At 64.3% G+C, this 26,363-nt stretch carries 23 protein-coding genes and 3 pseudogenes; 18 read left to right on the forward strand and 8 right to left on the reverse strand.

What is annotated here, in order from left to right; genetic code table 11:
• Positions 1-67: 67 nt before the first annotated feature.
• Positions 68-1,333, forward strand: a complete 1,266-nt coding sequence (locus tag ABKF58_RS07290; RefSeq protein WP_482583974.1) for an AmpG family muropeptide MFS transporter — start codon at positions 68-70, stop codon at positions 1,331-1,333.
• A gap of 273 nt (positions 1,334-1,606) precedes the next feature.
• On the opposite strand, the pseudogene wrbA reads toward ABKF58_RS07290, so the two are convergent.
• Positions 1,607-2,210: pseudogene (wrbA, locus tag ABKF58_RS07295) on the reverse strand (NAD(P)H:quinone oxidoreductase).
• Positions 2,211-2,343: 133 nt separating this feature from the next.
• Here wrbA and ABKF58_RS07300 point away from each other — a divergent pair.
• Complete coding sequence (locus tag ABKF58_RS07300) at positions 2,344-3,555, forward strand: YihY family inner membrane protein (protein ID WP_014088530.1); 1,212 nt, start codon at positions 2,344-2,346, stop codon at positions 3,553-3,555.
• Here ABKF58_RS07300 and ABKF58_RS07305 read toward each other — a convergent pair.
• The 4 genes and pseudogenes from ABKF58_RS07305 to ABKF58_RS07320 all read right to left on the reverse strand — a co-directional run.
• A complete protein-coding gene (locus ABKF58_RS07305) occupies positions 3,510-4,316 on the reverse strand; it encodes a DUF3025 domain-containing protein (protein WP_482583975.1) in 807 nt (268 codons plus the stop codon). The genes ABKF58_RS07300 and ABKF58_RS07305 overlap by 46 nt on opposite strands.
• 30 nt (positions 4,317-4,346) lie before the next feature.
• Positions 4,347-4,820 (reverse strand): GGDEF domain-containing protein, encoded by a 474-nt coding sequence (locus ABKF58_RS07310; protein ID WP_482584341.1) that lies wholly within the window; start codon positions 4,818-4,820, stop codon positions 4,347-4,349.
• Between the two features lie 26 nt (positions 4,821-4,846).
• Positions 4,847-5,206, reverse strand: coding sequence for a GAF domain-containing protein (locus ABKF58_RS07315; protein ID WP_482584342.1), 360 nt, complete (start codon positions 5,204-5,206; stop codon positions 4,847-4,849).
• Between the two features lie 244 nt (positions 5,207-5,450).
• Positions 5,451-6,044 (reverse strand): annotated as a pseudogene (locus ABKF58_RS07320) (PAS domain-containing protein); the annotation flags it as partial.
• A 362-nt stretch (positions 6,045-6,406) separates the two neighbouring features.
• Here ABKF58_RS07320 and ABKF58_RS07325 point away from each other — a divergent pair.
• The 16 genes and pseudogenes from ABKF58_RS07325 (at position 6,407) to ABKF58_RS07400 (ending at position 24,138) form a co-directional block, all read left to right on the forward strand.
• The gene (locus ABKF58_RS07325) at positions 6,407-6,532 is read left to right on the forward strand and encodes a hypothetical protein (protein ID WP_482583976.1); all 126 of its coding nucleotides are present in this window, start codon (positions 6,407-6,409) and stop codon (positions 6,530-6,532) included.
• Between the two features lie 248 nt (positions 6,533-6,780).
• Complete coding sequence (gene cysG, locus ABKF58_RS07330) at positions 6,781-8,190, forward strand: siroheme synthase CysG (RefSeq protein ID WP_482583977.1); 1,410 nt, start codon at positions 6,781-6,783, stop codon at positions 8,188-8,190.
• 54 nt (positions 8,191-8,244) lie between these two features.
• Positions 8,245-8,646 (forward strand): PTS sugar transporter subunit IIA, encoded by a 402-nt coding sequence (locus tag ABKF58_RS07335; RefSeq protein WP_008952239.1) that lies wholly within the window; start codon positions 8,245-8,247, stop codon positions 8,644-8,646.
• Complete coding sequence (locus ABKF58_RS07340) at positions 8,639-8,908, forward strand: HPr family phosphocarrier protein (RefSeq protein WP_014088526.1); 270 nt, start codon at positions 8,639-8,641, stop codon at positions 8,906-8,908. The genes ABKF58_RS07335 and ABKF58_RS07340 overlap by 8 nt, the downstream gene beginning before the upstream one ends.
• A gap of 30 nt (positions 8,909-8,938) precedes the next feature.
• Positions 8,939-10,677 (forward strand): annotated as a pseudogene (gene ptsP, locus ABKF58_RS07345) (phosphoenolpyruvate--protein phosphotransferase).
• Between the two features lie 137 nt (positions 10,678-10,814).
• On the forward strand, positions 10,815-11,900 hold the full coding sequence (gene rfaQ, locus ABKF58_RS07350) for a putative lipopolysaccharide heptosyltransferase III (RefSeq protein WP_482583978.1): 1,086 nt from the start codon (positions 10,815-10,817) through the stop codon (positions 11,898-11,900).
• Positions 11,897-13,042 carry a glycosyltransferase family 4 protein gene (locus ABKF58_RS07355; RefSeq protein ID WP_482583979.1) on the forward strand — a complete coding sequence of 382 codons (1,146 nt, stop codon included), beginning with the start codon at positions 11,897-11,899 and terminating at the stop codon, positions 13,040-13,042. The genes rfaQ and ABKF58_RS07355 overlap by 4 nt, the downstream gene beginning before the upstream one ends.
• A gap of 32 nt (positions 13,043-13,074) precedes the next feature.
• Entirely contained in the window at positions 13,075-14,835 is a 1,761-nt protein-coding gene (msbA, locus tag ABKF58_RS07360) for a lipid A export permease/ATP-binding protein MsbA (protein ID WP_482583980.1), read from the forward strand.
• Positions 14,828-15,925 carry a glycosyltransferase family 4 protein gene (locus ABKF58_RS07365; RefSeq protein WP_482583981.1) on the forward strand — a complete coding sequence of 366 codons (1,098 nt, stop codon included), beginning with the start codon at positions 14,828-14,830 and terminating at the stop codon, positions 15,923-15,925. Before msbA ends, ABKF58_RS07365 begins: the two co-directional genes overlap by 8 nt.
• Positions 15,922-16,743 (forward strand): polysaccharide deacetylase family protein, encoded by an 822-nt coding sequence (locus tag ABKF58_RS07370; protein WP_482583982.1) that lies wholly within the window; start codon positions 15,922-15,924, stop codon positions 16,741-16,743. Before ABKF58_RS07365 ends, ABKF58_RS07370 begins: the two co-directional genes overlap by 4 nt.
• A 2-nt stretch (positions 16,744-16,745) precedes the next feature.
• Positions 16,746-17,900 (forward strand): glycosyltransferase family 9 protein, encoded by a 1,155-nt coding sequence (locus ABKF58_RS07375; RefSeq protein ID WP_482583983.1) that lies wholly within the window; start codon positions 16,746-16,748, stop codon positions 17,898-17,900.
• A 20-nt stretch (positions 17,901-17,920) separates the two neighbouring features.
• The gene (locus tag ABKF58_RS07380) at positions 17,921-19,102 is read left to right on the forward strand and encodes a glycosyltransferase (RefSeq protein ID WP_482583984.1); all 1,182 of its coding nucleotides are present in this window, start codon (positions 17,921-17,923) and stop codon (positions 19,100-19,102) included.
• 1 nt (position 19,103) lies between these two features.
• Positions 19,104-20,237, forward strand: coding sequence for a glycosyltransferase family 9 protein (locus ABKF58_RS07385; RefSeq protein WP_482583985.1), 1,134 nt, complete (start codon positions 19,104-19,106; stop codon positions 20,235-20,237).
• Positions 20,238-20,454: 217 nt separating this feature from the next.
• Positions 20,455-21,675, forward strand: a complete 1,221-nt coding sequence (locus ABKF58_RS07390; RefSeq protein ID WP_482583986.1) for an O-antigen ligase family protein — start codon at positions 20,455-20,457, stop codon at positions 21,673-21,675.
• Positions 21,672-22,766: a glycosyltransferase family 9 protein gene (locus tag ABKF58_RS07395; RefSeq protein ID WP_482583987.1), complete on the forward strand. Its 1,095-nt coding sequence runs from the start codon at positions 21,672-21,674 to the stop codon at positions 22,764-22,766. Before ABKF58_RS07390 ends, ABKF58_RS07395 begins: the two co-directional genes overlap by 4 nt.
• Positions 22,767-22,854: 88 nt before the next feature.
• A complete protein-coding gene (locus ABKF58_RS07400) occupies positions 22,855-24,138 on the forward strand; it encodes a nucleotide sugar dehydrogenase (protein ID WP_482583988.1) in 1,284 nt (427 codons plus the stop codon).
• Positions 24,139-24,245: 107 nt separating this feature from the next.
• Here ABKF58_RS07400 and ABKF58_RS07405 read toward each other — a convergent pair whose 3' ends face one another.
• The 3 genes from ABKF58_RS07405 to ABKF58_RS07415 form a co-directional block, all read right to left on the reverse strand.
• On the reverse strand, positions 24,246-24,623 hold the full coding sequence (locus tag ABKF58_RS07405; RefSeq protein WP_008952254.1) for a type IV pilus assembly protein FimV: 378 nt from the start codon (positions 24,621-24,623) through the stop codon (positions 24,246-24,248).
• Positions 24,624-24,716: 93 nt separating this feature from the next.
• Positions 24,717-25,805, reverse strand: coding sequence for a 3-dehydroquinate synthase (aroB, locus tag ABKF58_RS07410; protein WP_482583989.1), 1,089 nt, complete (start codon positions 25,803-25,805; stop codon positions 24,717-24,719).
• Positions 25,802-26,359 carry a shikimate kinase gene (locus ABKF58_RS07415; RefSeq protein WP_482583990.1) on the reverse strand — a complete coding sequence of 186 codons (558 nt, stop codon included), beginning with the start codon at positions 26,357-26,359 and terminating at the stop codon, positions 25,802-25,804. Before ABKF58_RS07415 ends, aroB begins: the two co-directional genes overlap by 4 nt.
• Positions 26,360-26,363 lie beyond the last annotated feature (4 nt).

The following is a 26,363-nucleotide window of genomic DNA, read 5'->3' on the forward strand; positions in this document are numbered from 1 at the left end:
TGGACCCCGCGCCCGAACCACGCCATGGGCACGGGGTCTAGCCTCTTTCGGCCAACCTTTGCCCCCTATGACTGAATCCGCGATTTCCTGGCGCCGCGTGATCTTCTCGCGCACCATGCTCACCTGCGTGTTCACCGGCTTCGCCTCCGGCCTGCCGCTCTACACGCTGATCAACCTGCTGCCGGCCTGGCTCAGGAGCGAAGGGGTGGACCTCAAGGCGATCGGCCTGTTCGCGCTGATCCAGCTGCCGTTCACCTGGAAGTTCGTCTGGTCGCCGCTGATGGACCGCTACGCGCCGCCGCTGTTCGGGCGCCGGCGCGGCTGGATGCTGCTCACCCAGCTCGCGCTGATCGCCACCATGGCGGGGTTCGGGGCGTTCACGCCGAAGCAGGAGCTGTGGGCCATCGCCGCGCTGGCGCTGGCGGTGGCGTTCTGCTCGGCGAGCCAGGACATCGTGCTCGACGCCTTCCGTCGCGAGATCCTGAGCAACCAGGAGCTGGGGCTCGGCAACACCATCCACATCAACGCCTACCGCCTGGCGAGCCTGATCCCCGGCTCGCTGTCGCTGATCCTGGCCGACCACCTGCCGTGGGGCACGGTGTTCTGGATCACCGCGCTGTTCATGCTGCCGGGGGTGGCGATGACGCTCGCGGTGAGTGAGCCCGCGCTGGCCGCGGCGGCGCCGAAGACGCTGCGCGAGGCGGTGGTCGAGCCGTTCCACGAATTCCTCACCCGCAGCGGCCTCAAGGGCGCCGCGCTGGTGCTGGGCTTCATCTTTCTCTACAAGCTGGGCGACAGCATGGCCACCGCGCTGGCCACGCCGTTCTACCTCGACATGGGCTTCACCAAGTCGGAGATCGGGCTGGTGGCCAAACACGCCGGGCTGTGGCCGGCGGTGATCGGCGGCCTGCTGGGCGGGGTGTGGATGATCAAGCTCGGCATCAACCGCGCGCTATGGGCGTTCGGCGTGGTGCAGGTGGTGTCGATCCTGGGGTTCGCCTGGCTCGCCGGGCAGGGACCGTTCACCGCCATCGGCGCGGCGGAGCTGTCGCGCTTGGCGCTGGTGATCGGCTTCGAGGCGCTCGGCGTCGGTCTCGGCACCGCCGCCTTCGTCGCCTACATCGCGCGCACCACGCACCCGGCCTACACCGCCACCCAGTTCGCGCTGTTCACCAGCCTGGCGGCGGTGCCGCGCACCGTGGCCAACGCCGCCACCGGCTACCTGGTCGAGGCCATCGGCTGGGCGCCGTTCTTCCTGCTGTGCACGCTGCTGGCACTGCCGGGCATGGCGCTGCTGGCGAAGGTCGCGCCGTGGGGGCGCGACGACGGCTGAGAGCCACTTCACAAGTGTTCTCTATGCCGGTTATCGATCTGGATATTTGTGTCCGCTAGCGGATTTAGGGGCGGTGCTGACCGCTGGCAGGCAAGGGGCTGTGTCGCCAGCCCCCTTGCAACCCCAGTCGACCCCGACAAGCGGCGGCTTAAAACCTCGCTCTACCCTGCCCAAGCGGCACGGGCCAACGGGGAGCAGGGTAAGTTGCCTCTATCTTGGCTCCGGGGTTTTGCTTGCTGTCCGGATCACGCCCTTGCCGCCACTCTGGCCCTGTCAGTCGTGTTTGGCCGCCAGTTTCAGCGCCGCTTCGGCCAACCTTTTGCCCTGGGCGATGGCCAGCGTCTTCTCGTCGTCGCTGATGCGGCGGTCGTTGTTGAGCCCGGCGACGTGGCTGACGCCGTACGGGGTGCCGCCAGACTGGGTCGTGGACAGCGCCGGCTCGGTGAACGGCAGGCCGAGGATCAGCATGCCGTGGTGCATGAGCGGCAGCATCATCGACAGCAGGGTCGATTCCTGGCCGCCGTGCAGGCTGGCCGAGGTGGTGAACAGGCAGGCCGGCTTGCCCGCCAGGGTGCCCGCCATCCACTCGGCGCTGGTGCCGTCGAGGAAGTATTTCAGCGCCGCCGCCATGTTGCCGAAGCGGGTCGGGCTGCCCAGCGCCAGGCCGATGCACTCGGCGAGGTCGCGCCGTTCGACGTAGGGCGCGCCGGCCTCCGGCACGGCGGGCTCGGTCGCCTCGCACACCGTCGACACCTTGGGCACGGTGCGCAGCCGCGCCTCGGCAGCCGGGCACGCTCTCGATGCCGCGTGCGATCAGCCGGGCCAGCTCGCGCGTGGCGCCGTGCTGGCTGTAGTAGAGAACCAGAATATCCTGCATATCGTCATCCGAATCGTTACCATAAAGCGATAAGCATCAATCTTAGTGCAATTCGGCCGGCTTGCCGCGCCGCGCGGAATTTTCCGTCGTTCAACGCACTCTTTAGTCCCTTTGCCGAAATTCTGATCCATTCATGTGTCTTGCCAATCGAATTGAACCCTACCGCGGCTTCGCCCGTTTCCTCGCCCGCCGTGTCGGCACGCACCGCGTGCTGCAGGTGGCCGGCAGCCTGACCTTCACCACCTTGCTGGCGCTGGTGCCGCTGTTGACCATCGTGCTGACGGTGGTGGCGGCGTTCCCGGTGTTTGCCGACTACAGCGCGCGCTTCAAGCTGATGCTGCTGTCGACGCTGGTGCCGGAGTTCGCGGGCAAGGTGATCACCGTCTACATGCGCCAGTTCGCCGACAACGCCGAGAAGCTGACCGCCGCCGGCATCGTCATGCTGGGGCTGACCTCGCTGATGCTGATGTCCACCATCGAGCGCACCTTCAACGCCATCTGGAGCGTGCGCCGCAGCCGTCCCTGGCTGCAGCAGGGCATGGTGTACTGGAGCGTGCTGACGCTGGGGCCGATCGCCTTCGGCGGCGGCCTGATCGGCTGGCACTGGTTGCTCAAGGCGACCCATTTCGAGCGCTATTCGCGCCTGCTGGACGAACTGCTGCAGCGCGGCGGCAGCATCTTCCTGACCACGCTGGTGTTGTCGCTGCTGTACCGCGTGGTGCCGAACCGTTTCGTGCCCTACCGTCACGCGCTGTGGGGCGCGCTCGTCACCGCGCTGTTGCTGGAGGTGACCAAGGCGGTGTTCGGCTTCTACATCGGCGAGGTGGCGTCGTACAAGCTGGTGTACGGCGCCTTCGCCAGCATCCCGATCCTGCTGCTGTGGGTGTACTGCCTGTGGCTGGTGGTGCTGACCGGCGCGGTGTTCACCGCCTCGCTGTCGTACTGGGAGGGGCAGGCGTGGCGCCGCCGCTTCGAGCCGCGGCGCCGCTTCCTCGACGCGCTGGAGGTCCTGCTGCTGCTCGACACCGCGCAGCGCCAGGGCGTGGCGCTGACGCCGGTGGAGCTGCGGCGCGAGGTGCAGGTGGGCTACGACGAACTCGGGCTGGTGCTCGACAAGCTGGCGCAGCTGGGTTACGCCCAGCGCGGCCAGCGCGACGGCTGGGTGCTGATGCGCAAGCTCGAGACCATCCCGCTCGCGGAGCTGTTCCAGCTCTTCGTCTACCGCTCCGACGTCGGCTACGACGACGACATCGGCCAGGGGCTCGACACCCTGCTGGCGCCGGCGCTGGAGCGGCTCGATCAGGAGACGCTGGCCGACTTCGCGCGCCGCGTCGGGCGGAAGTAGTCGGTGTTGGTGTAGAACGCCGGGTCCTCGTTGTCCGGCCACCAGCCGGGTATCCCCAGCAGCGGCAGCGGCCACAGTTCGCGCGGCCGCGCCAGCCAGCCGTCGTCGGCCAGGGCTTCGGCCAAGCGGTGATCGAGCTGGGCCAGTTGCCGGGCGTAGGGTTGGCCGAAGAACGCGTCATCCACCGCCAGCAGCAGCGCCTTGCCGCACCAGCCCAGGTGCGGTTCGAGGCCGGTCTCGAACAGCGCGTGGCCGAGCGTGAAGACGCCGATGCGCCGCCCCCAGTCGTGCCTTCTTGCCACGAACAGCTCGTGCCAGCGCATGCCGTCCAGCGCCGTGGTCAGCGCCGGGTCGGCGCTGGCGACGACCACACCGCATTCGTCCAGCAGCGTGGCGGCGTCGCGCAGCGGGCCGCGCCGCACCTCGCCGCGGGCGATGGCGCGGGCGTGGCGCGCGTTCAGCGCCGCCTTGCTGCGCGGCCACGCCAGCCAGGCCAGCGCGTTGAACCAGTCGTGCCAGTTGCCGTGGCGGGTCGGCACCTCGCCGCTCTGCGCGATGTGCAGTTCGTAATAGTCCTGCGGCTCCAGGTCGCAGACGAAGCGCAGGTCGTTCGGTAGCGCGCAGCCGGCGGCGCGGGCGCGCTCCAGCAGGCGGTCGTAGTCGGCCTGGTTCGGCCAGTCGTCGCCGTCGGCGAGCGGGGCGAAGGCGCGCAGCGGGGCGTACAGCGGATGAGGGAAGTAAGTCGAGTGCCAGCGGGTCACGATGGGGCGCGATCAAGCAAAGGCGCCATTCTACCCCGCCAGCGGCAGCGACGGCGGGTCGCCGTCGTAACGGATGCGGTTGCGCCCCAGCGTCTTGGCCTGGTAGAGCAGGGTGTCGGCGCGGCTGAGCGGGCCGTCGATGTCCTTGTCGTCGGGGAACACCGAGGAGATGCCGATGCTCACCGTATAATGCACCGCGACGCCGCAGGCCATCACCACGCTGCCGTCGACCTCGGCGCGCAGGCGCTCGGCCAGGATGCCGGCCTCGGCCAGCGTGGTGAACGGCAGCAGCACGCCGAACTCCTCGCCGCCGAGCCGGCCGACGATGTCGGCATGGCGGAAGGTGTTGCCGCACAGCGTGGCGAAGTGCTGCAGCACCTGGTCGCCGGTGGCGTGGCCATGCTGGTCGTTGATGCCCTTGAAGTGGTCGAGGTCCATCATCATGATCGACAGGTCGTGGCCGTAGCGCTTGCTGCGCAGCACCTCGGCTTCGCCCACCTCCATGAAGGAGCGGCGGTTGAGCAGCCCGGTCAGGCCGTCGCGCGTGGCGAGGAAATACAGCTGCTTCTCGTGGCGGTCGCGCTCCAGCGCGATCGACGCCGGTGCGTGCAGCGGTCGGTCAGGCGCAGCTCGGCCTTGCCGGGGTTGCGCGGGGTCGGATAGTAGATGGCGAAGGCGCCCAGCATCTCGCGGCTGCTGGAGTAGATCGGCGTCGACCAGCACGAGCGCAGCCCGTGCGGCAGCGCCAGATAGCGGTAGTTTTCCCAGCGCGGATCGTGGGCGATGTCGCTCACCACCACGCGCTCGCCGGAGAACACCGCGCTCCCGCAGGAACCGGTCTCGGGGCCGATGGCCAGACCGTGCAGGAAACCGCTGAAGCTGGCCGGCAACGACGGCCCGGCCGCCGAGGTTGAGCTCGGTCTTCTGTTCGTTGAGCAGCATGATCGAGCACACCGCCTGCGGCCGCTGCGCCTCCACCAGCCGGCACAGCCGGGTCAGGATATCGTTCAGCGGCTGGTTGTTGGCGATCATCTCCATCACCGCGTTCTCGTCGGCCAGCAGGCGCGAGCCCAGGCGCAGCTCGGTGATCTCGCGCCCGATCGCCAGGATCGACACCAGTTCGCCGTGCGCCCCCAGCTCGGGAATCAGGTGGATGCTGAAGGTCGCCGCCTTGCCGAAGACGTCGAGCTCCACCTCGAGATGGCGTGCCTCGTGCCGCGCCAGCACCGCCCGGAAAGCCGGCTCCAGGGTGTCCAGCGCGCCCTGTGGCCAGCCCTGCTGGCGCAGCGTCTTGCCCAGATGCTCGTGGCGCGGCAGCGGCAGGTAACGGGTGATGCTGCGGTTGATGAACTGGCAGCACAGGTTCAGGTCGTAGCGGGCGATCACGTCGTCGGCGTTTTCCACCAGGGTGCGGAACACCTGCTCGCGCCGCAGCAACTCGGTTTCGGCGTGCTTGCGCGAGGTGATCGACTGGCACAGGCCGACGATGGCGCTGATTCGGCCGTCCTCGTGGCGCAACTGGGTGCGCTGCTCCAGCCATTCCCAATGGCCGTGGCCGTGGCGGAAGCGGAACTCGAGGTAGGCCGAGCCGGTGGCGAGGCGCTCCGGGTGCTCCAACATGGTGCGCAGGGCGTCGCGGTCGTCCGGGTGCACCCGTTCCAGCCAGTGGTCGAAACCGATGTCGACCCAGCCCGGCGGCAGCCCCAGCACGTTATCCGCCGCCAGCACCCGGCCGTAGACGCGGCGCGGCGCCAGACGGTACTCGAACAGCGCCAGGCGCGAATCTTGCAAGGCCTCCCGCCATAGCTGCTGGCCGCGCTCGTCATCGTCCTGCTGACTGATGTCGTGCAGCAGCAGCCAGCTGAAGCCCGCGTCCTGGCCGTCGAGGTCGGCAAGGCGCTTTTCCAGCCGCAACGAGAGGGGGCCGCCGCCGGGCGGTTCAGCTCGCAGCGCCGGGTTTCGCCCCCGCCGCCGTGATCGGCCAGCCAGCTGCGGGCCTCGCCGGGCAGGTGCAGGTCGTCGAGGTGGGCGAGCGGGGCGCCCAGCAAGCGCCGCGCCGCCGTGTTGGCCTGCAGGATGCGGCCGTCCGCGTGCAGCAGCAGGCAGGGCGCAGCCATCTCCGCGCAGGCCTGCAGCCGGCGTTGGCGTTCACGGTGGCGGCGCTGCAGCGTCGTGACGGCACTACCCAGTGCCATGCCCGCCAGCATGGCCAGTAGCGCCAGCAGCCAGCCCGATGACGGCATCAGCGGCGACCTCTGATCAACCCGAAGGGACGGGCTGCCACTGGAAAAGGCAGAAATACGGTCGTGCAGCGTGGGAAAATCGGTGTCAAGCGGGCCTCTGCGTGGCGGTCAGTCTCTTCCAGTATCATAGGACGTCCTGTGTTGCTCCGGACGAGTTCCACGGGTCGTCGTTTTTTTACAACATTTGCAGTATGCTTGGGGCATCGATGGGAGCCGCCTGAATGGATTATTTTCCGATCTTTATGAAACTGCGCGGCGAGCCCTGCTTGGTAGTGGGAGGGGGCGAGGTCGCCCTGCGCAAGGTACGCCTGTTGCGCTCGGCGGAAGCGGCGGTAACCGTGGTGGCGCCGGAGCTGGTGGCCGAACTGCGCGCCATGGCCGGCACGGGGGAAATCCGCCACGTCGACGGCCGCTTCAGCGGCGAACAACTGGCCGGCATGCGCCTGGTGGTGGCCGCTACCGACGACCGCCGCGTCAACCTGGCGGTGGCGGAAGCCGGCCGGGTGCAGGGCATCCCGGTCAACGTGGTGGACGACCCCGACATCTCCAGCTACATCACCCCGGCGATCGTCGACCGCTCGCCGCTGGTGATCGCCCTCTCCACCGGCGGCGGCGTGCCGGTGCTGGCCCGTTTGCTGCGCGCCCGGCTGGAAAGCCTGATTCCCGCCGGCTACGGCCGCCCGGCGGGCTTCGCCACGCGTTTCCGCGATCGGGTCAAGGCGCGCTTCGGCGACGTCGAAGCGCGGCGCATCTTCTGGGAGTCGGTGCTGGAAGGCCCGGTGGCCGACGCCGTGATGCTGGGTAACGACGAGGCCGCCTGTGCCGAGATGGAAAAGCGGCTGGCCAGCGCCGACGACAAGCCGACTGGCGCGGTCTACCTGGTGGGGGCCGGTCCGGGCAACCCCGACCTGCTCACCTTCCGCGCCTTGCGCCTGATGCAGCAGGCCGACGTGGTGCTGTACGACAAACTGGTGGCGCCGGAACTGCTGGAGCTGGTGCGGCGTGACGCCGAACGCATCTACGTCGGCAAGGCGCGCGCCAACCACGCCTTGCCGCAGGAAGACATCAACCAGCTGATGGTGCGGCTGGCCCAGGAGGGACGGCGCGTGGTGCGCCTCAAGGGCGGCGACCCGTTCACCTTCGGCCGCGGCGGCGAGGAGATCGAAACCCTGGCGGCGCACGGCATCCCGTTCGAGGTGGTGCCGGGCATCACCTCCGCCAGCGGTGCGGCCGCCTACGCAGGCATCCCGCTGACGCACCGCGATTACGCGCAATCGGTGGTGTTCGTCACCGGCCATCGCAAGGACGACAGCATCGACCTCGATTGGCCGGCGCTGACCCGTCCCGAGCAGACCGTGGTGGTGTACATGGGCGTTTCCACCGCGCGCGAGCTGTGCGACGCTTTCATCGCCCACGGCAAGCCGGCCGAGACGCCGGCGGCGGTGGTCGAGTGGGCCACCACGGCGCGCCAGCGCACCGTCACCGGCACCCTGGCCAGCCTGCCCGAAGTGATCGCCCGGCATGGCGTGCAGTCGCCGGCGCTGATCATCATCGGCGAGGTGGTGAAGTTGGCCGAAACGCTCAGTTGGTACCGACGCATCGAAAGCGAGCCTGTTACAATCAGAAACTGATTTCAAAACAAGGACTCTCCGCGCGGGCTGGCGGTTGCAGGAAACTGGATAGACATGGTTGGCGTACTGATTATTTCTCACGGCGGGCTGGGTGACAGCCTGGCCGATTGTGCCCGGCACATTCTGGGCCGCAACCCGGAAAACCTGGCGACCATGGCGGTGGACAAGAACGACGATCCCGACCGCAAGCTGGCCCAGGCGCGGGCGCTGATCCAGCAGCTCGACCAGGGCGAGGGAATGCTGGTGCTGACCGACATGTACGGCGGCACGCCGTCCAACATCGCCAGCCGCCTGGTCGACAGCGGGCGGGTGGAGGCCATTGCCGGCGTCAGCCTGCCGATGCTGGTGCGGGCATTGTGTTACAGCAGCCAGCCGCTGGATCTGGTGGTCAAGAAAGCCGTGACCGGCGGACTGGAAGGCGTGATCAATATTATTGCCGGGGAGGCAAATGCTTAAATCAGAGGTTGAAATCATCAACAAGCTCGGGCTGCACGCGCGTGCCTCCAGCAAGTTCACCCAGACCTCCAGCCGTTTCAAGAGCGAGGTCTGGATCTCGCGCAACGGGCGTCGCGTCAACGGCAAGAGCATCATGGGGGTGATGATGCTGGCCGCGGCCAAGGGCTCGACCGTGGTGCTGGAAGTGTCGGGCGACGACGAGCAGGCCGCGCTGGACGCGTTGGTGACGTTGATCAACAACCGCTTTGACGAGGCAGAGTGATAACTGCCGGGTAACGGAGGGACGGGGACCATGAGCATCATCATGCACGGCGTTGCCATCGGCGGGGGGTGGCCATCGGGCGCGCCCATCTGATTTCCCGCAGCATGGACGACGTGACCCACTACGTGCTGGTGGCGGACGAGGTGCCGGCGGAAATCGCCCGTTTCGACGAAGCGATCAAGGCGACCCGCAAGGAACTCGAGATGCTGTGGGGCAGCATCCCGGAAAACGCCCCGGCCGAGCTGGGCGCCTTCCTGTCGCTGCACATCATGCTGCTGGGCGACGTCGCGATCTCGCGCGAGCCGCGCGACATCATCGCCACCCAGCGCTGCAACGCCGAATGGGCGCTCAAGCTGCAATGCGATGCGCTGGTCGAGCAATTCGAGGCGATCGAAGAAGAGTACCTGCGCGAGCGCAAGCACGACGTGCTGCAGGTGGTCGAGCGCATCTTCAAGAACCTCAAGGGCGAGGCCTCGTCGCTGGCCGCCCCGGAGGCGTTCGACGACGACATGATCCTGGTGGCGCACGATCTGTCGCCGGCCGACATGGTGTACTTCAAGGATTCCAGCTTCGCCGCCTTCGTCACCGACGTCGGCGGCACCACCTCGCATACCGCCATCCTCGGCCGCAGCCTGGACCTGCCGTCGGTGATCGCGCTGCACCATGCGCGCGAGCTGATCCGCGAGGAAGAAATGGTGGTCGTCGACGGACAGAGCGGCGTCATCATCATCAACCCCGACGAGGTAGTGCTGACCGAGTACCGCCGCCGTCAGCGTGCCCGGCGCGATGCCCGGCGCAAGCTGTCATCGATCCGCAAATCCAACGCCAAGACCCTGGACGGCACCCCGATCGACCTGCTGGCCAATATCGAACTGCCACAGGACGTCGAAGGGGTGCTCTCCGCCGGCGCGGTCGGCGTCGGCCTGTTCCGCAGCGAATTCCTGTTCCTCGGCCGCGACACGCTGCCGTCCGAGGACGAACAGTTCGAGGCCTACCGCAAGGTGGTGGAGAACATGAAGGGCCTGCCGGTCACCATCCGCACCATGGACCTGGGCGCCGACAAGAATCCGCGCTGGTTGAATCACGGCGTGGCCGACAACCCGGCGCTGGGGCTGACCGGCATCCGCCTCTGCCTAGCCGAGCCGCTGTTGTTCCGCGCCCAGCTCAGGGCGCTGCTGCGTGCCTCGATGTTCGGCAAGCTGCAGATCCTGTTCCCGATGATCAACTCGCTGCACGAGCTGAAACAGGCGCTGGTCCAGCTGGAGTACGCGCGCGAGGAGCTGCGCGACGAGGGCATCGCCTATTCCGCCGAGCTGCCGGTCGGGGTCATGATCGAAATCCCGTCGGCGGCGCTGGTGGTGGGCAGCTTCCTCAAGCACGTCGATTTCATTTCCATCGGCACCAACGACCTGATCCAGTACACGCTGGCCATCGACCGCAACGACGACTCGGTCAGCCACCTCTACGACCCGGTGCATCCGGCGGTGATCAAGCTGATCCTGCACACGCTGCGCACTGCGATCAAGGCCGGCACACCGGTGTCGGTGTGCGGCGAGATGGCGGGCGATCCGCGCCTGACGCGGCTGCTCTTGGGCATGGGGCTGCGCAAGTTCTCGATGCACCCGGCCAACCTGCTGTCGGTCAAGGACATCGTGCTCAAGACCCACCTCGACCAGATCGCGCCGCTCGTCGGACGCATGCTGAGAAGCGAGGACCCTGATAAGATTGCCGACCTGCTACAACAATTGAACGCTGAGCCGGCTGTCTAGTCGTACCGTTCGGGTAGCGCTGCGCGCTCCCGGCGCGACGCTCCGTCCCGACTCATCTGGTCTGACGCCGCCTTCCGCTGCTCGCGGAATGGCGGCGTCGGCGTATTTTAAGGGCCCCACAGCCGGCTGTTTTTCTTATGCTCAAGGACGCCATCGATCTTGCCACCGTGAAGCGGGTGCTGGTCATCAAACTGCGCCATCACGGCGACGTACTGCTGACCTCCCCGGTGTTCTCGGTGCTGAAGCAACACGCCCCGCACGCCGAACTCGACGCGCTGGTGTACCACGACACGCGCGACATGATCACGCAGCACCCCGCGGTCAGTCAGGTGTTTACCATCGACCGCCAGTGGAAAAAGCTCGGCATGTTCGGCCAACTCAAGGCCGAGCTGGCGCTGCTCGCCCGTCTCCGGGGGCGCCACTACGATCTGGTGGTGCATTTGACCGAACACAAGCGCGGCGCCTGGCTCACCCGGCTACTCAAGCCACGCTGGGCGGTGGCGCGCAGCGGCAACTACGGCAAGCTGTTCGCCAGGAGTTTCACGCATCGCTATCCCATCGTGGCCGGCAACCGGCGCCATACCGTCGAGTTGCACCTGGACGCGCTGCGCCGTATCGGCATCCAGCCGGGCCCCGACGAGCGCGCCTTGACGCTGGTGCCCGGCGCCAACGCCGAGGCGGTGGCCGGGGCGAGGCTCACGGCGCTGGGGCTCGAACCGCAGCGCTACATCCTGATCCACCCGACCTCGCGCTGGCTGTTCAAGACCTGGCCGGTAGCGCATATGGTGGCGTTGATCGACGCCCTGACCGCACGCGGCGAGCAGGTGTTGCTCACTGCCGCGCCAGACCCGGCCGAACTGGCGATGCTGGAGCAGATCCAGCAGAAACTGGCGCGTCCGGTGGCGAGCCTCGCCGGACAGCTGACGCTGAAGGAACTGGCGGCGGTGATCGATCAGGCGCGGCTGTTCGTCGGGATGGATTCGGTGCCGATGCACATGGCGGCGGCCTTGCAGACCCCGACCGTGGCCTTGTTCGGCCCGTCCGGCGACATCGAGTGGGGGCCGTGGAAGGTGCCGCACCGCGTGCTCACCGAACCGCTGTCGTGCCGCCCCTGTGGCCGCGACGGCTGCGGCGGCGGCAAGGTCAGCGAGTGCCTGACGCTGATCGGCTCCGAGCGCGTGCTGGCGGCAATCGACGACGTGCTGGCGGAGGTGGGGGCATGACCCGGCTCGCCATCGTGCGCCAGAAGTACAACCCGGCCGGCGGTGCCGAGCGCTTCGTCAGCCGCGCGTTGGCGGCCTTGCAGGCCAACGGCGCGCTGGAGGTCAGCCTGATCGCACGGCGCTGGGAGAAGCTGGATGGGGTGGCGGCGCTGACCGCCGACCCGTTCTACCTCGGCAACGTCTGGCGCGACTGGGGCTTCGCCCATGCCGCCCGCCAGCGGTGGCAGCGCGAGGGCTTCGACCTGGTGCAGTCGCACGAGCGCATTCCCGGCTGCGACATCTACCGCGCCGGCGACGGCGTGCACGCCGCCTGGCTGCAGCACCGCCGCCGCGCCTTGTCCGGCTGGTCCGCTTGCGCGCTCAAGCTGAATCCCTATCACCACTACGTCTGCGCCGCCGAACGGCGCATGTTCCTCGATCCGCGCCTGAAGCTGGTGATCTGCAACGCGCACCTGATCAAGCGCGAGATTCAGCAGCATTTTGGCCTGCCCGAGGACAAGCTGGCGGTGATCTACAACGGTGTCGACACCGAGGCTTTCCACCCGCGCCTGCGCGAGCAGCACCGTGCCCGGCGGCGTGCCGAGCTGGCCATTCCCGCCGAGGCGCCGACGCTGCTCTACGTCGGTTCCGGTTTCGAACGCAAGGGCGTGGAGCGCGCCGTGCGCGCCGTGGCGGCGCTGGACGGGGTGTACCTGGTGGTGGTGGGCAAGGACAAGCACGCTGCGCGCTACCAAAGGTTGGCCGAAGAACTGGGCATCGCCGAACGGGTGCGCTTCACCGGCGCCCAGGGCGACGTCAAGCCGTATTACGGCCTGGCCGATGCCTTCATCCTGCCGACCCTGTACGATCCGTTCCCTAACGTCTGCGTCGAGGCGCTGGCCTGCGGCCTGCCGCTGTTCACCACCACCACCTGTGGCGCGGCTGAGCTGATCGAAGAGGGACGCAACGGCTGGGTGCATGACGCGCTGGACCAGCTGGGCCTGGTCGAATCACTGCGCGCCTGGCTGGCACGGCGCACCGACTGGCCAGAACTGGCTGCCGCCGCCCGCGCCACGGCCGAGCCCCTGACGCTGGAGGCGATGGCCGCGCAATTGGTTAATGTCTATCAACGTTTCCTCCCCGGCCCCCACATCGCGGTATAATCCGCTGTTTTTACTGGATACCTTTTACCCGCATGGCGGATTCCAAAGAGATCGGCAGCCTCGTGCTGTACAAGCGGCTGTTGCGTTACCTGCGCTCCTACTGGCGCGTATTCGTCGCCTCACTGTTGGCCATGATCGTGGCTGCCGCCACCGAGCCGGCCTTCGCCCGGCTGATGAAGCCGCTGATCGATGGTGGCTTCGTTCAGAAGGACCACACGGCCATGGTGTGGACGCCGCTCGCCATCGTCGGCCTGTTCATCCTGCGCGGTGTGACCAGCTACATCAACGAATACTCCACCAGCTATCTGTCGGGCCACCTGGTGCAGCGCCTGCGCGAGGAAATGTTCGGCAAGCTGATGCAGCTGCCGGTGCGCTATTTCGACGATCACCCGTCCGGGCGTCTGCTGTCGCGCATTGCTTTCGACGTTAGCCAGGTTACCGAGGCCGGCTTCAACATCATCACCGTGGTGGTCAAGGACGGCATCACCGTGCTCGGCCTGCTGGGGCTGCTGCTCTACACCGACTGGCAATTGACGCTGATCTGCCTGGCGGTGCTGCCGCTGGTGACGCTGATCGTGCGCATCGTCGGCAAGCGCCTGCGCGGCCTGTCACGCCAGAACCAGCACAATATGGCGCAGCTGACCCAGGTGCTGGGCGAGACCATCGACTGCCAGCGCGTGGTGAAGATCTACGGCGGTCAGACCTACGAGGCCGAGCGTTTCCAGCACGCCGCCGAGTCGATCCGCCACAACGCGGTCAAGCAGAGCTCGATGTCCTCGCTCAACACCGGCGTCACCCAGTTGGTGATCTCGATGGCGCTGGCGCTGATCCTGTATTTCGCCACGGTGCGCGCGCAGCATGGCGCCTTCACCGCCGGCGACTTCATGTCCTTCCTCACTGCGATGCTGATGCTGTTCGCGCCGGTCAAGCGCATCACCAGCATCAGCCAGTCGCTGCAGCGCGGCCTGGCCGCCGCCGAGAGCGTGTTCGGCTTCCTCGACGAGGCACCGGAAGCCGATCATGGCCGCAAGAGGTTGGCCGAAACCCGTGGCGCGCTGTCGTTCCGCCACGTCAACTTCCGCTATCCGCACGCCGAGCGCGACGCCATCGTCGATCTCAGCCTGGACGTGAAGCCGGGTGAAACCGTGGCGCTGGTCGGCAGCTCCGGCAGCGGCAAGACCACGCTGGTGAGCCTGATCCCCCGCTTCTACGACGTGGACGCCGGCAGCATCAGCCTCGATGGCGTGCCGCTCGCCGACATCGAACTGGCCAGCCTGCGCAGCCACATCGCGCTGGTGAGCCAGGATGTGGTGCTGTTCAACGACAGCGTGGCCGCCAACATCGCCTACGGCCGCATCGGCCAGGTCAGCCGCGAGGAAATCGTCGCCGCGGCGCGCGCCGCCAACGCGCTCGACTTCATCGAGGCGATGCCGGAAGGCTTCGACACCCTGATCGGCGAGAACGGCGTGCGCCTGTCCGGCGGCCAGCGCCAGCGCCTGGCCATCGCCCGCGCGCTGCTGAAGAACGCGCCGATCCTGATCCTCGACGAGGCCACCAGCGCGCTCGACACCCAGTCCGAACGGCTGGTGCAGGCGGCGCTGGAGCGCCTGATGCAAAACCGTACCACCATCGTCATCGCGCACCGCCTCTCCACCATCGAGAGCGCCGACCGCATCGTGGTGATGCACCAGGGTCGGGTGGCCGAGGTCGGCAGCCATGGCGAACTGATCGCGCACGACGGCCTCTACGCCAACCTGCACCGCATGCAGTTCAAGGAGCCGCAGCATGGCTGAGCGGCTGACCATCCTGCACACCGAGTCCTCGCTCGGCTGGGGCGGGCAGGAGCACCGTACCTTCAAGGAAATGGTGGGCTTGCGCAAGCTCGGCCAGCGCCTGCTGCTGGCCTGCCAGCCCGGCGCCAAGTTCGCCGTGCGGGCGCGCGAAGCCGGTTTCGAGGTATTCGAGGTGCGCATGCGCAACGGTGTCGATCTCGCCGCCGTTGCCAAACTGGCCGCCTTGATGCGCCGTGAGCGGGTGGACGTGGTCAACACCCACAGCGGGCGCGACAGCATCCTCGGCGGGCTGGCCGGCCGCATGGCCGGACGGCTGGTGGTGCGCACGCGCCATCTGGCCTTGCCGATCACCTCGCGTTTCACCTACACCACGCTGCCGCACCACGTGGTCAGCGTCAGCGAGCACGTGCGTCGCTACCTTGAGGGCGAGGGGGTGCCGCAGGACCGCATCGGCACCATCTATACCGGCATTGACCCGGAAGCGATGGTGCTGGACGGCGCGTCCACGCTGCGTGCCGAACTGGGGCTGCCGGACAGCGCGAAGCTGGTCGGCACCGTCGCCATCCTGCGCAAGAAGAAGGGCCACCAGCGCATCGTCGAGGCCGCGCCGGCCATCCTCGCCGCCTGCCCGGACGTGCACTTCGTGTTCGCCGGCGACGGGCCGCAGCTGGACAACCTGAAGGCACAGATCGCCGCCGCCGGATTGAACGAGCGCTTCCATCTGCTGGGCCTGCGCCGCGACATCGCCAACGTGCTGGCCGGCTGCGACCTGTTCCTGCTGCCGACCGAGCAGGAAGCGCTCGGCACCTCCTTCATCGAGGCGATGGCGATGGGCCTGCCGGTGATCGGCACCCGCGTCGACGGTGTGCCCGAAGTGGTCCGCCACGACGACAACGGCCTGCTGATCGAACCGGACGACGTGGCCAGCCTGGCCGCCGCCGTGATCCGCCTGCTCGGCGACGACCTGTTGCACTCCCGCATGGCCGCGCGCAGCCGCGAGCTGGTGTCGTCGGTGTTCCACGTCGACACCATGTGCCGCGACATGCTGGCACTGTACCGCCGCTTGCTGGCCGCGAGGGGGATGCGATGAAACCGGCCCGCGCCGTACCGGTGCTGATGTACCACCACGTCAGCCCCAGCAAGGGCCTGGTGACGGTGTCGCCGGCCACCTTCGAAGCGCAGATGCGCTGGCTGGCCGAGCACGGCTGGACCACCCTGAGCACCGACGACTTCGCCGGCTTCCTGGCTGGGCGTCCGGTGCCGGACAAGAGCGTGCTGGTCACCTTCGACGACGGCTACCTCGACAACTGGGTATACGCCCATCCCGTGCTGGAACGCTTCGGCCAACGTGCCACGCTGTTCACCATCACCGGCTGGATCGGCGACGGCGCAGTGCGCCCGCATGCCGCCAGCGGCCGGGCGCTGCCCGACACCCCCGACCACAAGGCCTGCAAGCGCGCGGTGGACGAGGGCAGGGCCGACACCGTGATGATGCGCTGGAGCGAGATCGAGGCCGCCCGCGACGCCGGTACCTTCGAATTCCACAGTCACACCCACAGCCATGCCCGCTGGGACAAGCTGTGCGCCAGTGCCGCCGAGAAGCGCGACAGGTTGGCCGAAGACCTCGCCACCTCGCGCCGCACGCTCATCGAACGGCTGGGCGGTGTCAGCGACCACCTGTGCTGGCCGCAGGGCTATTTCGACGACGATTATCTGGACGTGGCGCGGGCGGCCGGGTTCCGACATCTGTATACCGTCGACAAGCATATCAATACCGCCACGACCGACCCGCGACGGATCGGCCGCATCGTCACCAAGGAGGCCGATGACGGCTGGTTTGCCCGGCGTATGGCCATTTACCGTCGACCATTGCTGGGCGGGCTCTACGTGCGTCTGCGGGGAAAGTGACGATGGGCACCCGCATCCGTGAAGCCTTGCTCGAGCGCGGCCTCGGGTTGATCCGGCATTTCGACCGGCGCCATCCCGATCCTGCTGAACTAGGTACGCCGGCCATTGCCCGCATCCTGGTGATCTCGTCCACGGCGATTGGCGACACGCTGCTGTCGACGCCGGCCATCCGCAGTCTGCGCCAAGCCTATCCGGCGGCGCATATCGTGTTGCTGGTCAATGCTCCCTACCAAGGGCTGTTCGCGAGCAACCCCGATATCGACGGCACTATCGCGTATCCCGGCGGCTATCGCCGTTTCTTCCGCCTGGCGCGGGCGCTGCGTCGCGAGCGTTTCGATCTGGTCGCCATTCTGCACGGCAACGAGCCACAGGCCACTCCGCTGGCTTATCTGAGCGGGGCGCGCTGGCGTTTCAAGTGGCCCAACAACAACCGTTTCCGTTTCCTGCTGAGCAATACCGAACCGGTCAAGGGCTGGGACGATTTCCCGCACGGTATCGATCAGCGCCTGGCGGTCGCGCATGCCGCCGGTGCGACGGGTCTCGACCGCCATATGGTGATGCCGGTAAGTGATGTCGCACACCAGTCGATGAGCGATTTCCTGGCGGGCAAGCACGGCATTGCCGATGGCGTACCCGTCGCGGGATTCCAGGTCGGCGCCTCGACCGCCAGCCGGCGCTGGCGGCCCGAGCGTTACGCCGAACTGGGCCGGCAACTGCTGGTAGCGTACCCCGAGCTACGAATCGTGATTACCGGTTCGCCACAGGAGCGCGGCTTGGCCGAGCAGGTGGCGCAGGCCATTGGTAATGAACGCGTGGCGGTCACGGCGGGCGAAGTCAAACTGACGGACATGCCGGCACTGGTGCAGCGCTTTGCCTGGCTGGTGACGCCGGACACCGGCATCATGCATCTGGCGTTGGCGGTCGGCACACCGATCGTCGGCCTGTTCGCCGCCGCGCACTGGTCCCGTTCCGGGCCGAGCGCGGATCTGGAGCGCCACATCGTGATTCAGAAGTGGCGTACTTGCGAACCTTGTCTGGGCAAGCGCTGCCGCTATACCGCGCCACCCTGCATGGACAATATCACCGTGACGGAAGTCTTCGACGCCTGTCGGCAACACGCTGCCAAATCGGGACTTGCTGCTGAGAGTCTGGCATGACACAAAAACGTATTCTGCTGTTGGATACCGGCAAGGAGTGGGGCGGCGGCACCAACAGCATGTTCGAACTGCTCAAGCGCATCGACCGTCAACGCTTCCACGTGACCTGCCTGTTCTATCATGACTACCCCAAAGGCAAGGACAGCAGTCTTGGCCGGGAGCTGGCCAATATCGGCATCGAACTCAAGCTGCTGCCGCAGCGACGCCAGCCGCTGTGGGCGAAGCTCGCCAAGGAGCTGGGGCGTGGAGTGCTGGCCTGGCACAAGCCGGCGCGTGAACGCTGGGTCGCCCGGGTCGAACAAACGTGGCGCATCCGTCCCAACGTCGACCGGCTGACCCGTGAGTTGCAGAGCGGCGGTTATGATCTGCTTTACATGAACAACCAGCCGCGTTCGAACATCGAAGGTTATCTGGCGGCCGAGACTGTCGGCATCCCGGTGGTGCAGCACTGTCGCATCGAACCGGTGATGGATGCAGCCACTTCCCGGCTCGTCAACCGGGTGGCCCGTAAGGTCATCGGCGTATCCAATGGTGTGGTCAACGCCTTGCTGCAGGCTGGCGTCGAGCCTGCCAAATGCCTGCCGGTATTCAACGGCATTGATCCCGACCAGCCGCTGCCGGATGGTCAGGCTGTACGCAGTCAGTATGGTATCGGTGAACAGGAGGTGGTGTTTGGCGCGGTGGGGTCGCTGATCGAGCGCAAGGGCATCCGTTATGTCCTGGAGGCCGCCAGCAAGTTGAATGCGGCAAAGACGCCTTTCCGCATCTTGCTGGTGGGTGATGGTCCGCAGCGCGCCGAGTTACAGACGCTGGCCGAGCAGCTGGGTGTCGCCGACCGGGTGATCTTTACCGGTTTCCAGCCGGCACCGTTGCCTTTCGTCGCGGCGATGGATGTTTGTCTGCTGGCGTCGCAGAGCGAAGGGCTGCCCAGAGTCCTGCTCGAAGCCATGCTGCTGGCCAAACCCGCCATCGCGTCCAACGTCGTCGGCTCGCGCGAACTGGTGGCCGATCAGCAAAGTGGGCTGCTCGTTCCCTATGCCGACAGCCATGCCTTGTTCTGTGCCATGCAGCAACTGTTGAGCGAACCGCAACGCCGTCGTCAACTGGGCGAGCAAGGGCGAGCGATCGTGACCCGGCAGTACACCATCCGCGCCTATGTGGATGGTGTTGAACGCGTGCTCGCCGCCGCTATGGAGTGCTAAGGTGCTCTTCCTGTTATTGACCTGGTTTGCGTCGCCCCTGCTGGCCCTCCGTTTGCTGCTGACCCGGAAGCGGGAGCCAGCCCATATCCTGCTGATCCAGACCGCCAAAATCGGCGATATGCTGTGCGCCACACCGGTGATCCGGGCGTTGAAGGCCCGCTATCCCGACGCACGGCTGACCGTACTGCATGCTCCTGTTACCCGCGCCTTGATTGCGGGCCTGCCCGAAGTGGATCAGTGCCTGCCTGTGCAGTCTCGAGATTGGAAAGGGCTGACCGGCAAGTTCAGGCTTGCCAGGATGTTGGCTGCGGGAAACCATGATATGGCCATCGTTCTGTCGCCCAACTTGCCGTTGCTCTTGGCGTTGTGCTGGGCGGGAATTCCGCGGCGTTTGTCATTGTTGCCGACCAGGCCGGGGCGTTCTTACCGCTGGGCCGCTCCCTTGCTGACCGATCACGAAACACATAATGGCGGGGAGCTGGTTCTGGAAACGGTGCGCCGGCTACTGGGCCGACAGAAGATAGACCTTGGCTTTAACAAGACCATGAGCATGGCTGATAGCGGAGAAAAGGTGTGCCAGGATCTGGGGTTAAACCAGGGGCACCATGCTATCGGTATCGCCGTTTCCAGTGCCAACAAACTCAAAGAGTTGGGTGAAGAAAAATTACGTGACTTGCTAAGGGAACTGCTGGTCCGTTTCGAGGTGCCCATCGTCTTGATCGGGGGGGGCGAAGATGGCGCCTTGGCCGCTGCGCTGCGCGCCGCTCTGAATGGGAATCCGCGTTTGATCGATGCAACCGGCCGTTTCCGGCTGGACGAGCTCCCGGCCTTGATGCAGCGTCTGAGAGTGTTTGTCGGTGTGGATTCCGGCCTGACCTATCTTGCCGACACGTTCGACATCCCAATTGTTTCCATTGTCGGGCCGACCGATCCGCGCGAGCAGCGCCCCCTGGGGAAGAATGTCCGCTTCGTCATTCAGCGCCCGCCTTGCTACCCCTGTGCCTTCGTATTCAAGGCCCCCTATGCCTGTCACACCGGGACTCGAGAGTGCATCCAGTCCGTCCGCGTACAAGACATTGTCGAGCAGATCATGGCACTGGGGGTGTTCCCGCGTGTTGAGTCACAAGATATCTGATATCTAGACCTATCATGGGTTTGGAAAATCTAGGGTTATCTTGAATGGGGTATAAATTTTTGATAATTAGGTTCCCTAAGCCCCGACTCGCATGCATTCGATGCACCTTATTTGTGCAAGCTTGGGAAACGTGCCTGTGTTATGGAGATATCCGATAAATTGGAAGGGTTGCCTGAGGTGAGGGAGCATTAATTTACAGGTTGGAAGAGCTGCTTTGGTGATTTTGAATATTATTAAAATTTGGAAAATTGGTGGCCCTGTCTATGAAAGTTTCAATCTCTTCTTTTTTCTTAATTTTGTTGGCGGCTATTTTGCCGCTGGCACATACTCCTGCTTTGAGGTATTTCTGTGTTATTATTGTTTTTCTGCTTGGTTCAAAAGAACTTCGCCAGGTGGAGTGGCAGAGATTGGGGTGGGTCGTTTATGCCGCAGCTGCGTGGAGTATTTTTTCCTTTGTTTCGTGGTTCTGGTCCGTAGCACCCGATCTGACGGAGCGCCATTGGTTCTCGGATGTTTTGATTCCGGTTCTGGCCCTGGCGGGGGGTGGTCGTGTCGCGAGGTTGCCGGAAAATTATTTAAACCCTGTCTGGCCGTATTCACGTGGACGCTTTTTCTGACGGCTGTAGGTTATTTACTTGGTAACAAGACACTTACCTATTATTATAGCGGTGTTGGCATATCCTCGACATTGGCCTTGGCTGTTATCCCTTTTTGGCTTGGCATGCTTTGGGGTAGCGATACCTCCTGGCGTTGGATCGCTGGATGGCATGTGTTGATGCTTTTGGCTGTAGGCTTGATCTCGAGCAATAGAATGTTCTGGGTGGTATTGTTTGCGATCTTATTGCCATTTATATTTTTCTATTATTCCCTGAATCTGAAGAAAGTGATTTTTCTGGGGCTTTCCGCGCTGCTTATTATGCTTGTGCCATTGTACTTTATCTATATAGGGCGGGGTGGTGATGGAGGGTTGGAGGGGTTTGGTAATATGTTTTCCAGAGATGCAAGGTTTGTCATCTGGGGCTACTGGATTTCTCTTGCTTGGAAAGCGCCTTGGATTGGGATTGGCTTTGGACGTGGTGTTTTGAATTACCTTTATGGGAGCTCAGTTCCTCCTGAATTTTTGGCGATAGATAGAAACATAATTCAGCATGGCCATAATATATTCCTTGATGTTTTCGTTCAGCTTGGCATTGTCGGACTTCTGATTTACGGGGCTTTGATTGCTTCCTTGCTCAGTAAGGCCTATAGAGGCTTCATGAACTCGGGTATGGATATATTTTGGGCTGCACCATTCCTCTCTTTGTTCGCTATTTTGCTAAAGAATCAGACCGATGATTTTATGATTTTTGCCACTCCGGTAGCGGCGATGTTTTTCCTTGGGATGGCGTTGGCGTATTCCGATGGTTTTCCATCGCGCACCCCGGTACGTCTTGATTGATCGGTTTTCTTATGGTCGAGCAAAAAAAACGCATACTCGTCATCCGCCGCGACAATATTGGCGACCTGATCTGTACCACGCCGCTGCTGCAGTTGCTTCGCGACGGTTATCCCGATGCGCGGATCGATCTTTTGGTCAATGATTACAATGCTCCCGTTGTGATGGAGGGGCAGCCGGTCGATGCGGTGCATATCTACCGCAAGGCCAAGCACCGCCATGCGAACGAGTCCAAACTGGCGGTCTGGTGGCAGACGTTCAAATTGATCCTCTTGTTGCGCCGGCAAAAGTACGATTTTGCGATTCTGGCGGGCTCGACCTATTCGGCCCAGGCGGCCAAGTTCGCCCGCTTGATCGGAGCAAAAAGCGTGGTGGGCTATCGCCCGGGGCAAGGCGCTCAGGAGGTGGATCACCCTGTCAGCCCATTGCCGTCAGCCTGTCATCACGTCGAAGCGACGGCGCATCTGGCCTCGGCCTTGGCTGTCGACAAACAGCCCGGTGCCGTCAGAATCGTGGTACCCGGGAAGGCCGCCAGGCAAGCTCGGGATCGACTGGCCGCCAGTATGGCAATGGGACGTGCCCCACTCAGGGTGGGTATCCATATTTCGGCACGCAAACCCTCCCAGCGTTGGCCCGTCGAGCGTTTCGAAGCATTGATCCGTCAATTGCATGCGGAACTGGACGCCGAATTCCTGCTGTTCTGGGCGCCGGGCGCCGCGGATAACCCTACCCACCCCGGCGACGATGAAAAGGCCTCCACACTGCTTTCCCGGCTGGATGGCCTGCCTGTACTGCCTTTTGTGACCTCCTCTCTGGACGAGCTGATGGCCGGGCTGGACCTGTGCGACAGTGTGATCTGCAGCGATGGAGGGGCCATGCACGTGGCCAATGCCTTGGGAAAACCGATCGTATGTTTCTTCGGCGGTAGTGATGCAACCCACTGGCGCCCCTGGAACGAACCGTACCAGCTGCTGCAGCCCCCATCGCAGGATGTGACGGATATCACGGTGGAGCAGGCCACCGCGGCCTTTCACCGACTACTGCTTGCGCTCCCTGACCAGTCCCCCCCATCGAATGTGGTGTCCGTTCGATAGCGCCATACTGGCAAGACCTTCCATTCCATTAAATACAGGGGAGGGAGGAGTATAATCATCCCATTTTTCGTATTGAGAGAATCGAATCGTGCCGGATCGCAAAGTCTCTGTCGTTGGCCTGGGCTACGTGGGCCTTCCTGTCGCCGTTGCCTTCGGCCAGAAAAGCCGTGTGATCGGCTTCGACATCAACCAGCAGCGCTTGGCCGAACTCAGGAATGGCCATGACCGTACGCTGGAAGTGGAAGATGCCGAACTGGCGGCGGCAGATATCGTCTACACCGACGATGTTACGGTGCTGGCCGAGGCAGATTTCCATATCGTCGCTGTGCCGACCCCCGTTGACGATGCGCACCAACCTGATCTGACGCCGGTAGAGAAAGCGTCCGAGAGTGTCGCCAAGGCGCTGCGTCCCGGTGCGATCGTGGTGTACGAATCCACCGTCTATCCGGGGGTGACTGAGGAAGTTTGCGTGCCGATCCTGGAGCGGGTATCCGGTCTCAAGTGCGGGGTGGATTTCACCGTCGGCTACAGTCCGGAGCGGATCAATCCGGGCGACAAGGAACACACCTTCACCAAGATCAAGAAGGTCGTGTCCGGTCAGGATGCGGCAACGCTCGAGATTGTCGCGGACGTATATGGCTCGGTGGTGACAGCCGGCGTGCACAAGGCGTCTTCGATCAAGGTGGCCGAGGCTTCCAAGGTGATCGAGAACACCCAGCGCGACCTCAACATCGCGTTGATGAATGAGCTGGCTGTGCTGTTCGAGAAGATGGGCATCGACACGCTGGACGTGCTGGAAGCGGCCGGTACCAAGTGGAACTTTCTGCCGTTCCGCCCGGGACTGGTGGGCGGCCACTGCATCGGTGTCGACCCGTACTACCTCACTTACAAGGCGGAGCAACTGGGCTACATCCCGCAGGTGATCCATGCCGGACGCCGCATCAACAATGGCATGGGCACCTTCATCGCCCAGCGCACCATCAAGGAGATGATCCATGCCGGCATCAACATCCTCGGCAGTACTGTCACGGTGCTGGGCCTGACCTTCAAGGAAAACTGCCCCGATCTGCGCAATTCGCGCGTGATCGACGTGGTGACCGAACTCCGCGAGTTCGGTGTCCAGGTACAGGTGGCGGACCCGCAGGCCGATGCCGCCGAGGCTCACCACGAGTATGGCGTCGATCTGGTGCCGATGGCGCAATTGGCTCCAGCGGATGCGGTGATCGTTGCCGTGGCCCACCACGAGTTCGCCGAGTTGTCGGCAACCGACTGGCTGCGCCAATGCCGTGGCGTGCCGGTCATCATCGATGTCAAGGGGAGGCTTGATAAAGCTGCGCTGTCGGAGGCCGGGGCGCGTTACTGGCGCCTGTGAGTGGTGGCAGTGGCTCTTCTTTAGAGGCTACTGCCGCTTAAAATGACAAAAGCCTGTCGGGTGCGACAGGCTTTTTTATATTGATTCAGCTTGCAGCTCAGCCAGGCTCAGGCATTGAACAATGGGTTGGCCGGGTCGAGGTCGCGGCCATTCTGCTGAATGGTCTTCCAGACCGGTTGGCCGTGAAGACGGGCGTGGACATCGCGTGCCAGCTGCGAGTAAGCCTTGGCATTGCGGTTGCTGGAGTAGGCACGGAGCAGGGCGACCTTGGCCGGCATATTATCCGGATCTTCGTCCAGCACGTCCTTGAGCACCCTGACGGCCTCGCCGGTTTTACCGTAGGCGAGGAACACTTCGGCTTCGGCCACGGGGTCGATGCCTCGGGCCTTGGGCGGCTTATACGTGATTGCCTTCCACAGCTTGCGTAGAAGGGAGAAAGCCACCATGAGCACCAAACTTGCGGTCAATCCTGCCAGAACGTCCATTGCTTTTCCCCCTGTCTGTTTAAAAGCGGTCGGAGGATTATCAAGTCTAGTAGCCGGGCCGATCAATCCGTAGAAATTCGTAGTGTCGGTGGCTCAAGCGGTGACGTTCTGTCCGCTTAACACCCGTTGCAGCACGTCATGGCTGACCTCGCTGCTGATGATAGCCTGGCCAAGCTGCTTCAGCAGCACGAAGCGCAATTTGCCTTGTTCGACTTTCTTGTCGTGCCCCATATGCTCCAGCCAGTTTGTCAGGCCGAGGTCGGGAGCCTTGACGGGTAGGCCGGCACGTTGGATGAGCGAGATCACGCGTTCGACATCGGCGGCATTCAGCCAGCCCAGCTCCTGCGAGGTCGCGGATGCCAGGACCATTCCGGCCGCCACCGCCTCGCCGTGCAACCAGGCTCCGTACCCCAGCCCGGCCTCGATGGCGTGGCCGAAGGTATGGCCCAGGTTCAGCAAGGCGCGCACGCCGCTTTCCTTTTCATCCTGCCCGACGATCTCCGCCTTCATTTCGCAGCAGCGCTTCACGGCATATTCGAGCGAAGCGGGGTCGCGGGCCCGCAGCTGTTCGATGTTGCTTTCCAGCCAGACCAAAAACTCGACATCACCCAGCAGGCCATACTTGATGACCTCGGCCAAACCGGCAGACAGCTCGCGGTCTGATAACGTATCCAGCAGCACCATATCGGCGATGACCACTCGCGGCTGGTAGAACGCCCCGATCATGTTCTTGCCGAGTGGATGATTGATGGCGGTCTTGCCTCCGACCGACGAGTCGACCTGGGCGAGCAGCGTAGTCGGAATCTGGATAAACGGTGCCCCGCGCTGGTAGCAGGCGGCGGCAAACCCTGTCATGTCGCCGATGACGCCTCCCCCGAGTGCGATCAGCGTGGTCTTGCGTTCGCAATTGCCGGAAAGCAGGGCGTCAAAGATCAGGTTGAGGGTGCCCCAGGTTTTGTACGACTCGCCATCGGGCAACACCACGACGCGCGTTGCAATTCCTTCCGCCTTGAGTGCCTGTTCCAGCGGTGCCAGATACAGCGGGGCAATGGTGCTATTGGTGACGATGGCAACACTGGGAATGGGCAGATGGGGCTTGAGCAGATCGGTCCGTGTCAGCAGGTTGCGGCCGATATGGATTGGGTAGTGGGCGTCGGGCAGCTTCAGGTCTAGAGTGATCATGGTCGGGAGTCTTGATGGCGGTGTTGGCGCTCGAGCAGCTGCGCTTCAAGTTGACTGACCAGCAGGTTGACGTTTTGCTGGGTGGTGTCGACAATCAGGTCCGCCACCTCGGTGTAGAGCGGGTCGCGTTCCTTGAGCAGACTTTCCAGCTTGGCCTTGGGGTCAGCGGTCTGGAGCAGGGGACGGTTGCGGTCATGCTGGGTTCGGGCCAACAGGTCATCGATATTGGCACGCAGGTAAATCACGACTCCATTGTCTTTCAGCAACTGGCGATTTTCCGGGCGCAGGATGGCCCCGCCTCCTGTCGCTAGGATGATGTTGTCGCGTTGCACCAGTTCGGCGATGGCGCAACTCTCCCGATCACGAAAACGCTGCTCGCCTTCTATTTCGAAGATGGTGGCGACCTTGACGCCCGTTTTGGCCTCGATTTCGTGATCGGAGTCGTAAAAGGTCTTGCCGGTTTTGCGCGCCAGCGCACGGCCTACCGTCGTCTTGCCGGCTCCCATCAGTCCGACAAGAAAAAAATTGCCTGCCAGTGTATCCATGGCAGGCATTGTA

Source organism: Pseudogulbenkiania sp. AW2-16, from assembly GCF_056824575.1.

Bases quoted from the DNA above. Each gene is read 5' to 3' on its own strand.
- ABKF58_RS07290 (WP_482583974.1), top strand. From the start codon at position 68: ATGACTGAATCCGCGATTTCCTGGCGCCGCGTGATCTTCTCGCGCACC.
- ABKF58_RS07300 (WP_014088530.1), top strand. From the start codon at position 2,344: ATGTGTCTTGCCAATCGAATTGAACCCTACCGCGGCTTCGCCCGTTTC.
- ABKF58_RS07310 (WP_482584341.1), bottom strand. From the start codon at position 4,820: ATGGAGGTGGGCGAAGCCGAGGTGCTGCGCAGCAAGCGCTACGGCCAC.
- cysG (WP_482583977.1), top strand. From the start codon at position 6,781: ATGGATTATTTTCCGATCTTTATGAAACTGCGCGGCGAGCCCTGCTTG.
- ABKF58_RS07335 (WP_008952239.1), top strand. From the start codon at position 8,245: ATGGTTGGCGTACTGATTATTTCTCACGGCGGGCTGGGTGACAGCCTG.
- ABKF58_RS07340 (WP_014088526.1), top strand. From the start codon at position 8,639: ATGCTTAAATCAGAGGTTGAAATCATCAACAAGCTCGGGCTGCACGCG.
- rfaQ (WP_482583978.1), top strand. From the start codon at position 10,815: ATGCTCAAGGACGCCATCGATCTTGCCACCGTGAAGCGGGTGCTGGTC.
- ABKF58_RS07355 (WP_482583979.1), top strand. From the start codon at position 11,897: ATGACCCGGCTCGCCATCGTGCGCCAGAAGTACAACCCGGCCGGCGGT.
- msbA (WP_482583980.1), top strand. From the start codon at position 13,075: ATGGCGGATTCCAAAGAGATCGGCAGCCTCGTGCTGTACAAGCGGCTG.
- ABKF58_RS07365 (WP_482583981.1), top strand. From the start codon at position 14,828: ATGGCTGAGCGGCTGACCATCCTGCACACCGAGTCCTCGCTCGGCTGG.
- ABKF58_RS07370 (WP_482583982.1), top strand. From the start codon at position 15,922: ATGAAACCGGCCCGCGCCGTACCGGTGCTGATGTACCACCACGTCAGC.
- ABKF58_RS07375 (WP_482583983.1), top strand. From the start codon at position 16,746: ATGGGCACCCGCATCCGTGAAGCCTTGCTCGAGCGCGGCCTCGGGTTG.
- ABKF58_RS07405 (WP_008952254.1), bottom strand. From the start codon at position 24,623: ATGGACGTTCTGGCAGGATTGACCGCAAGTTTGGTGCTCATGGTGGCT.
- aroB (WP_482583989.1), bottom strand. From the start codon at position 25,805: ATGATCACTCTAGACCTGAAGCTGCCCGACGCCCACTACCCAATCCAT.
- ABKF58_RS07415 (WP_482583990.1), bottom strand. From the start codon at position 26,359: ATGCCTGCCATGGATACACTGGCAGGCAATTTTTTTCTTGTCGGACTG.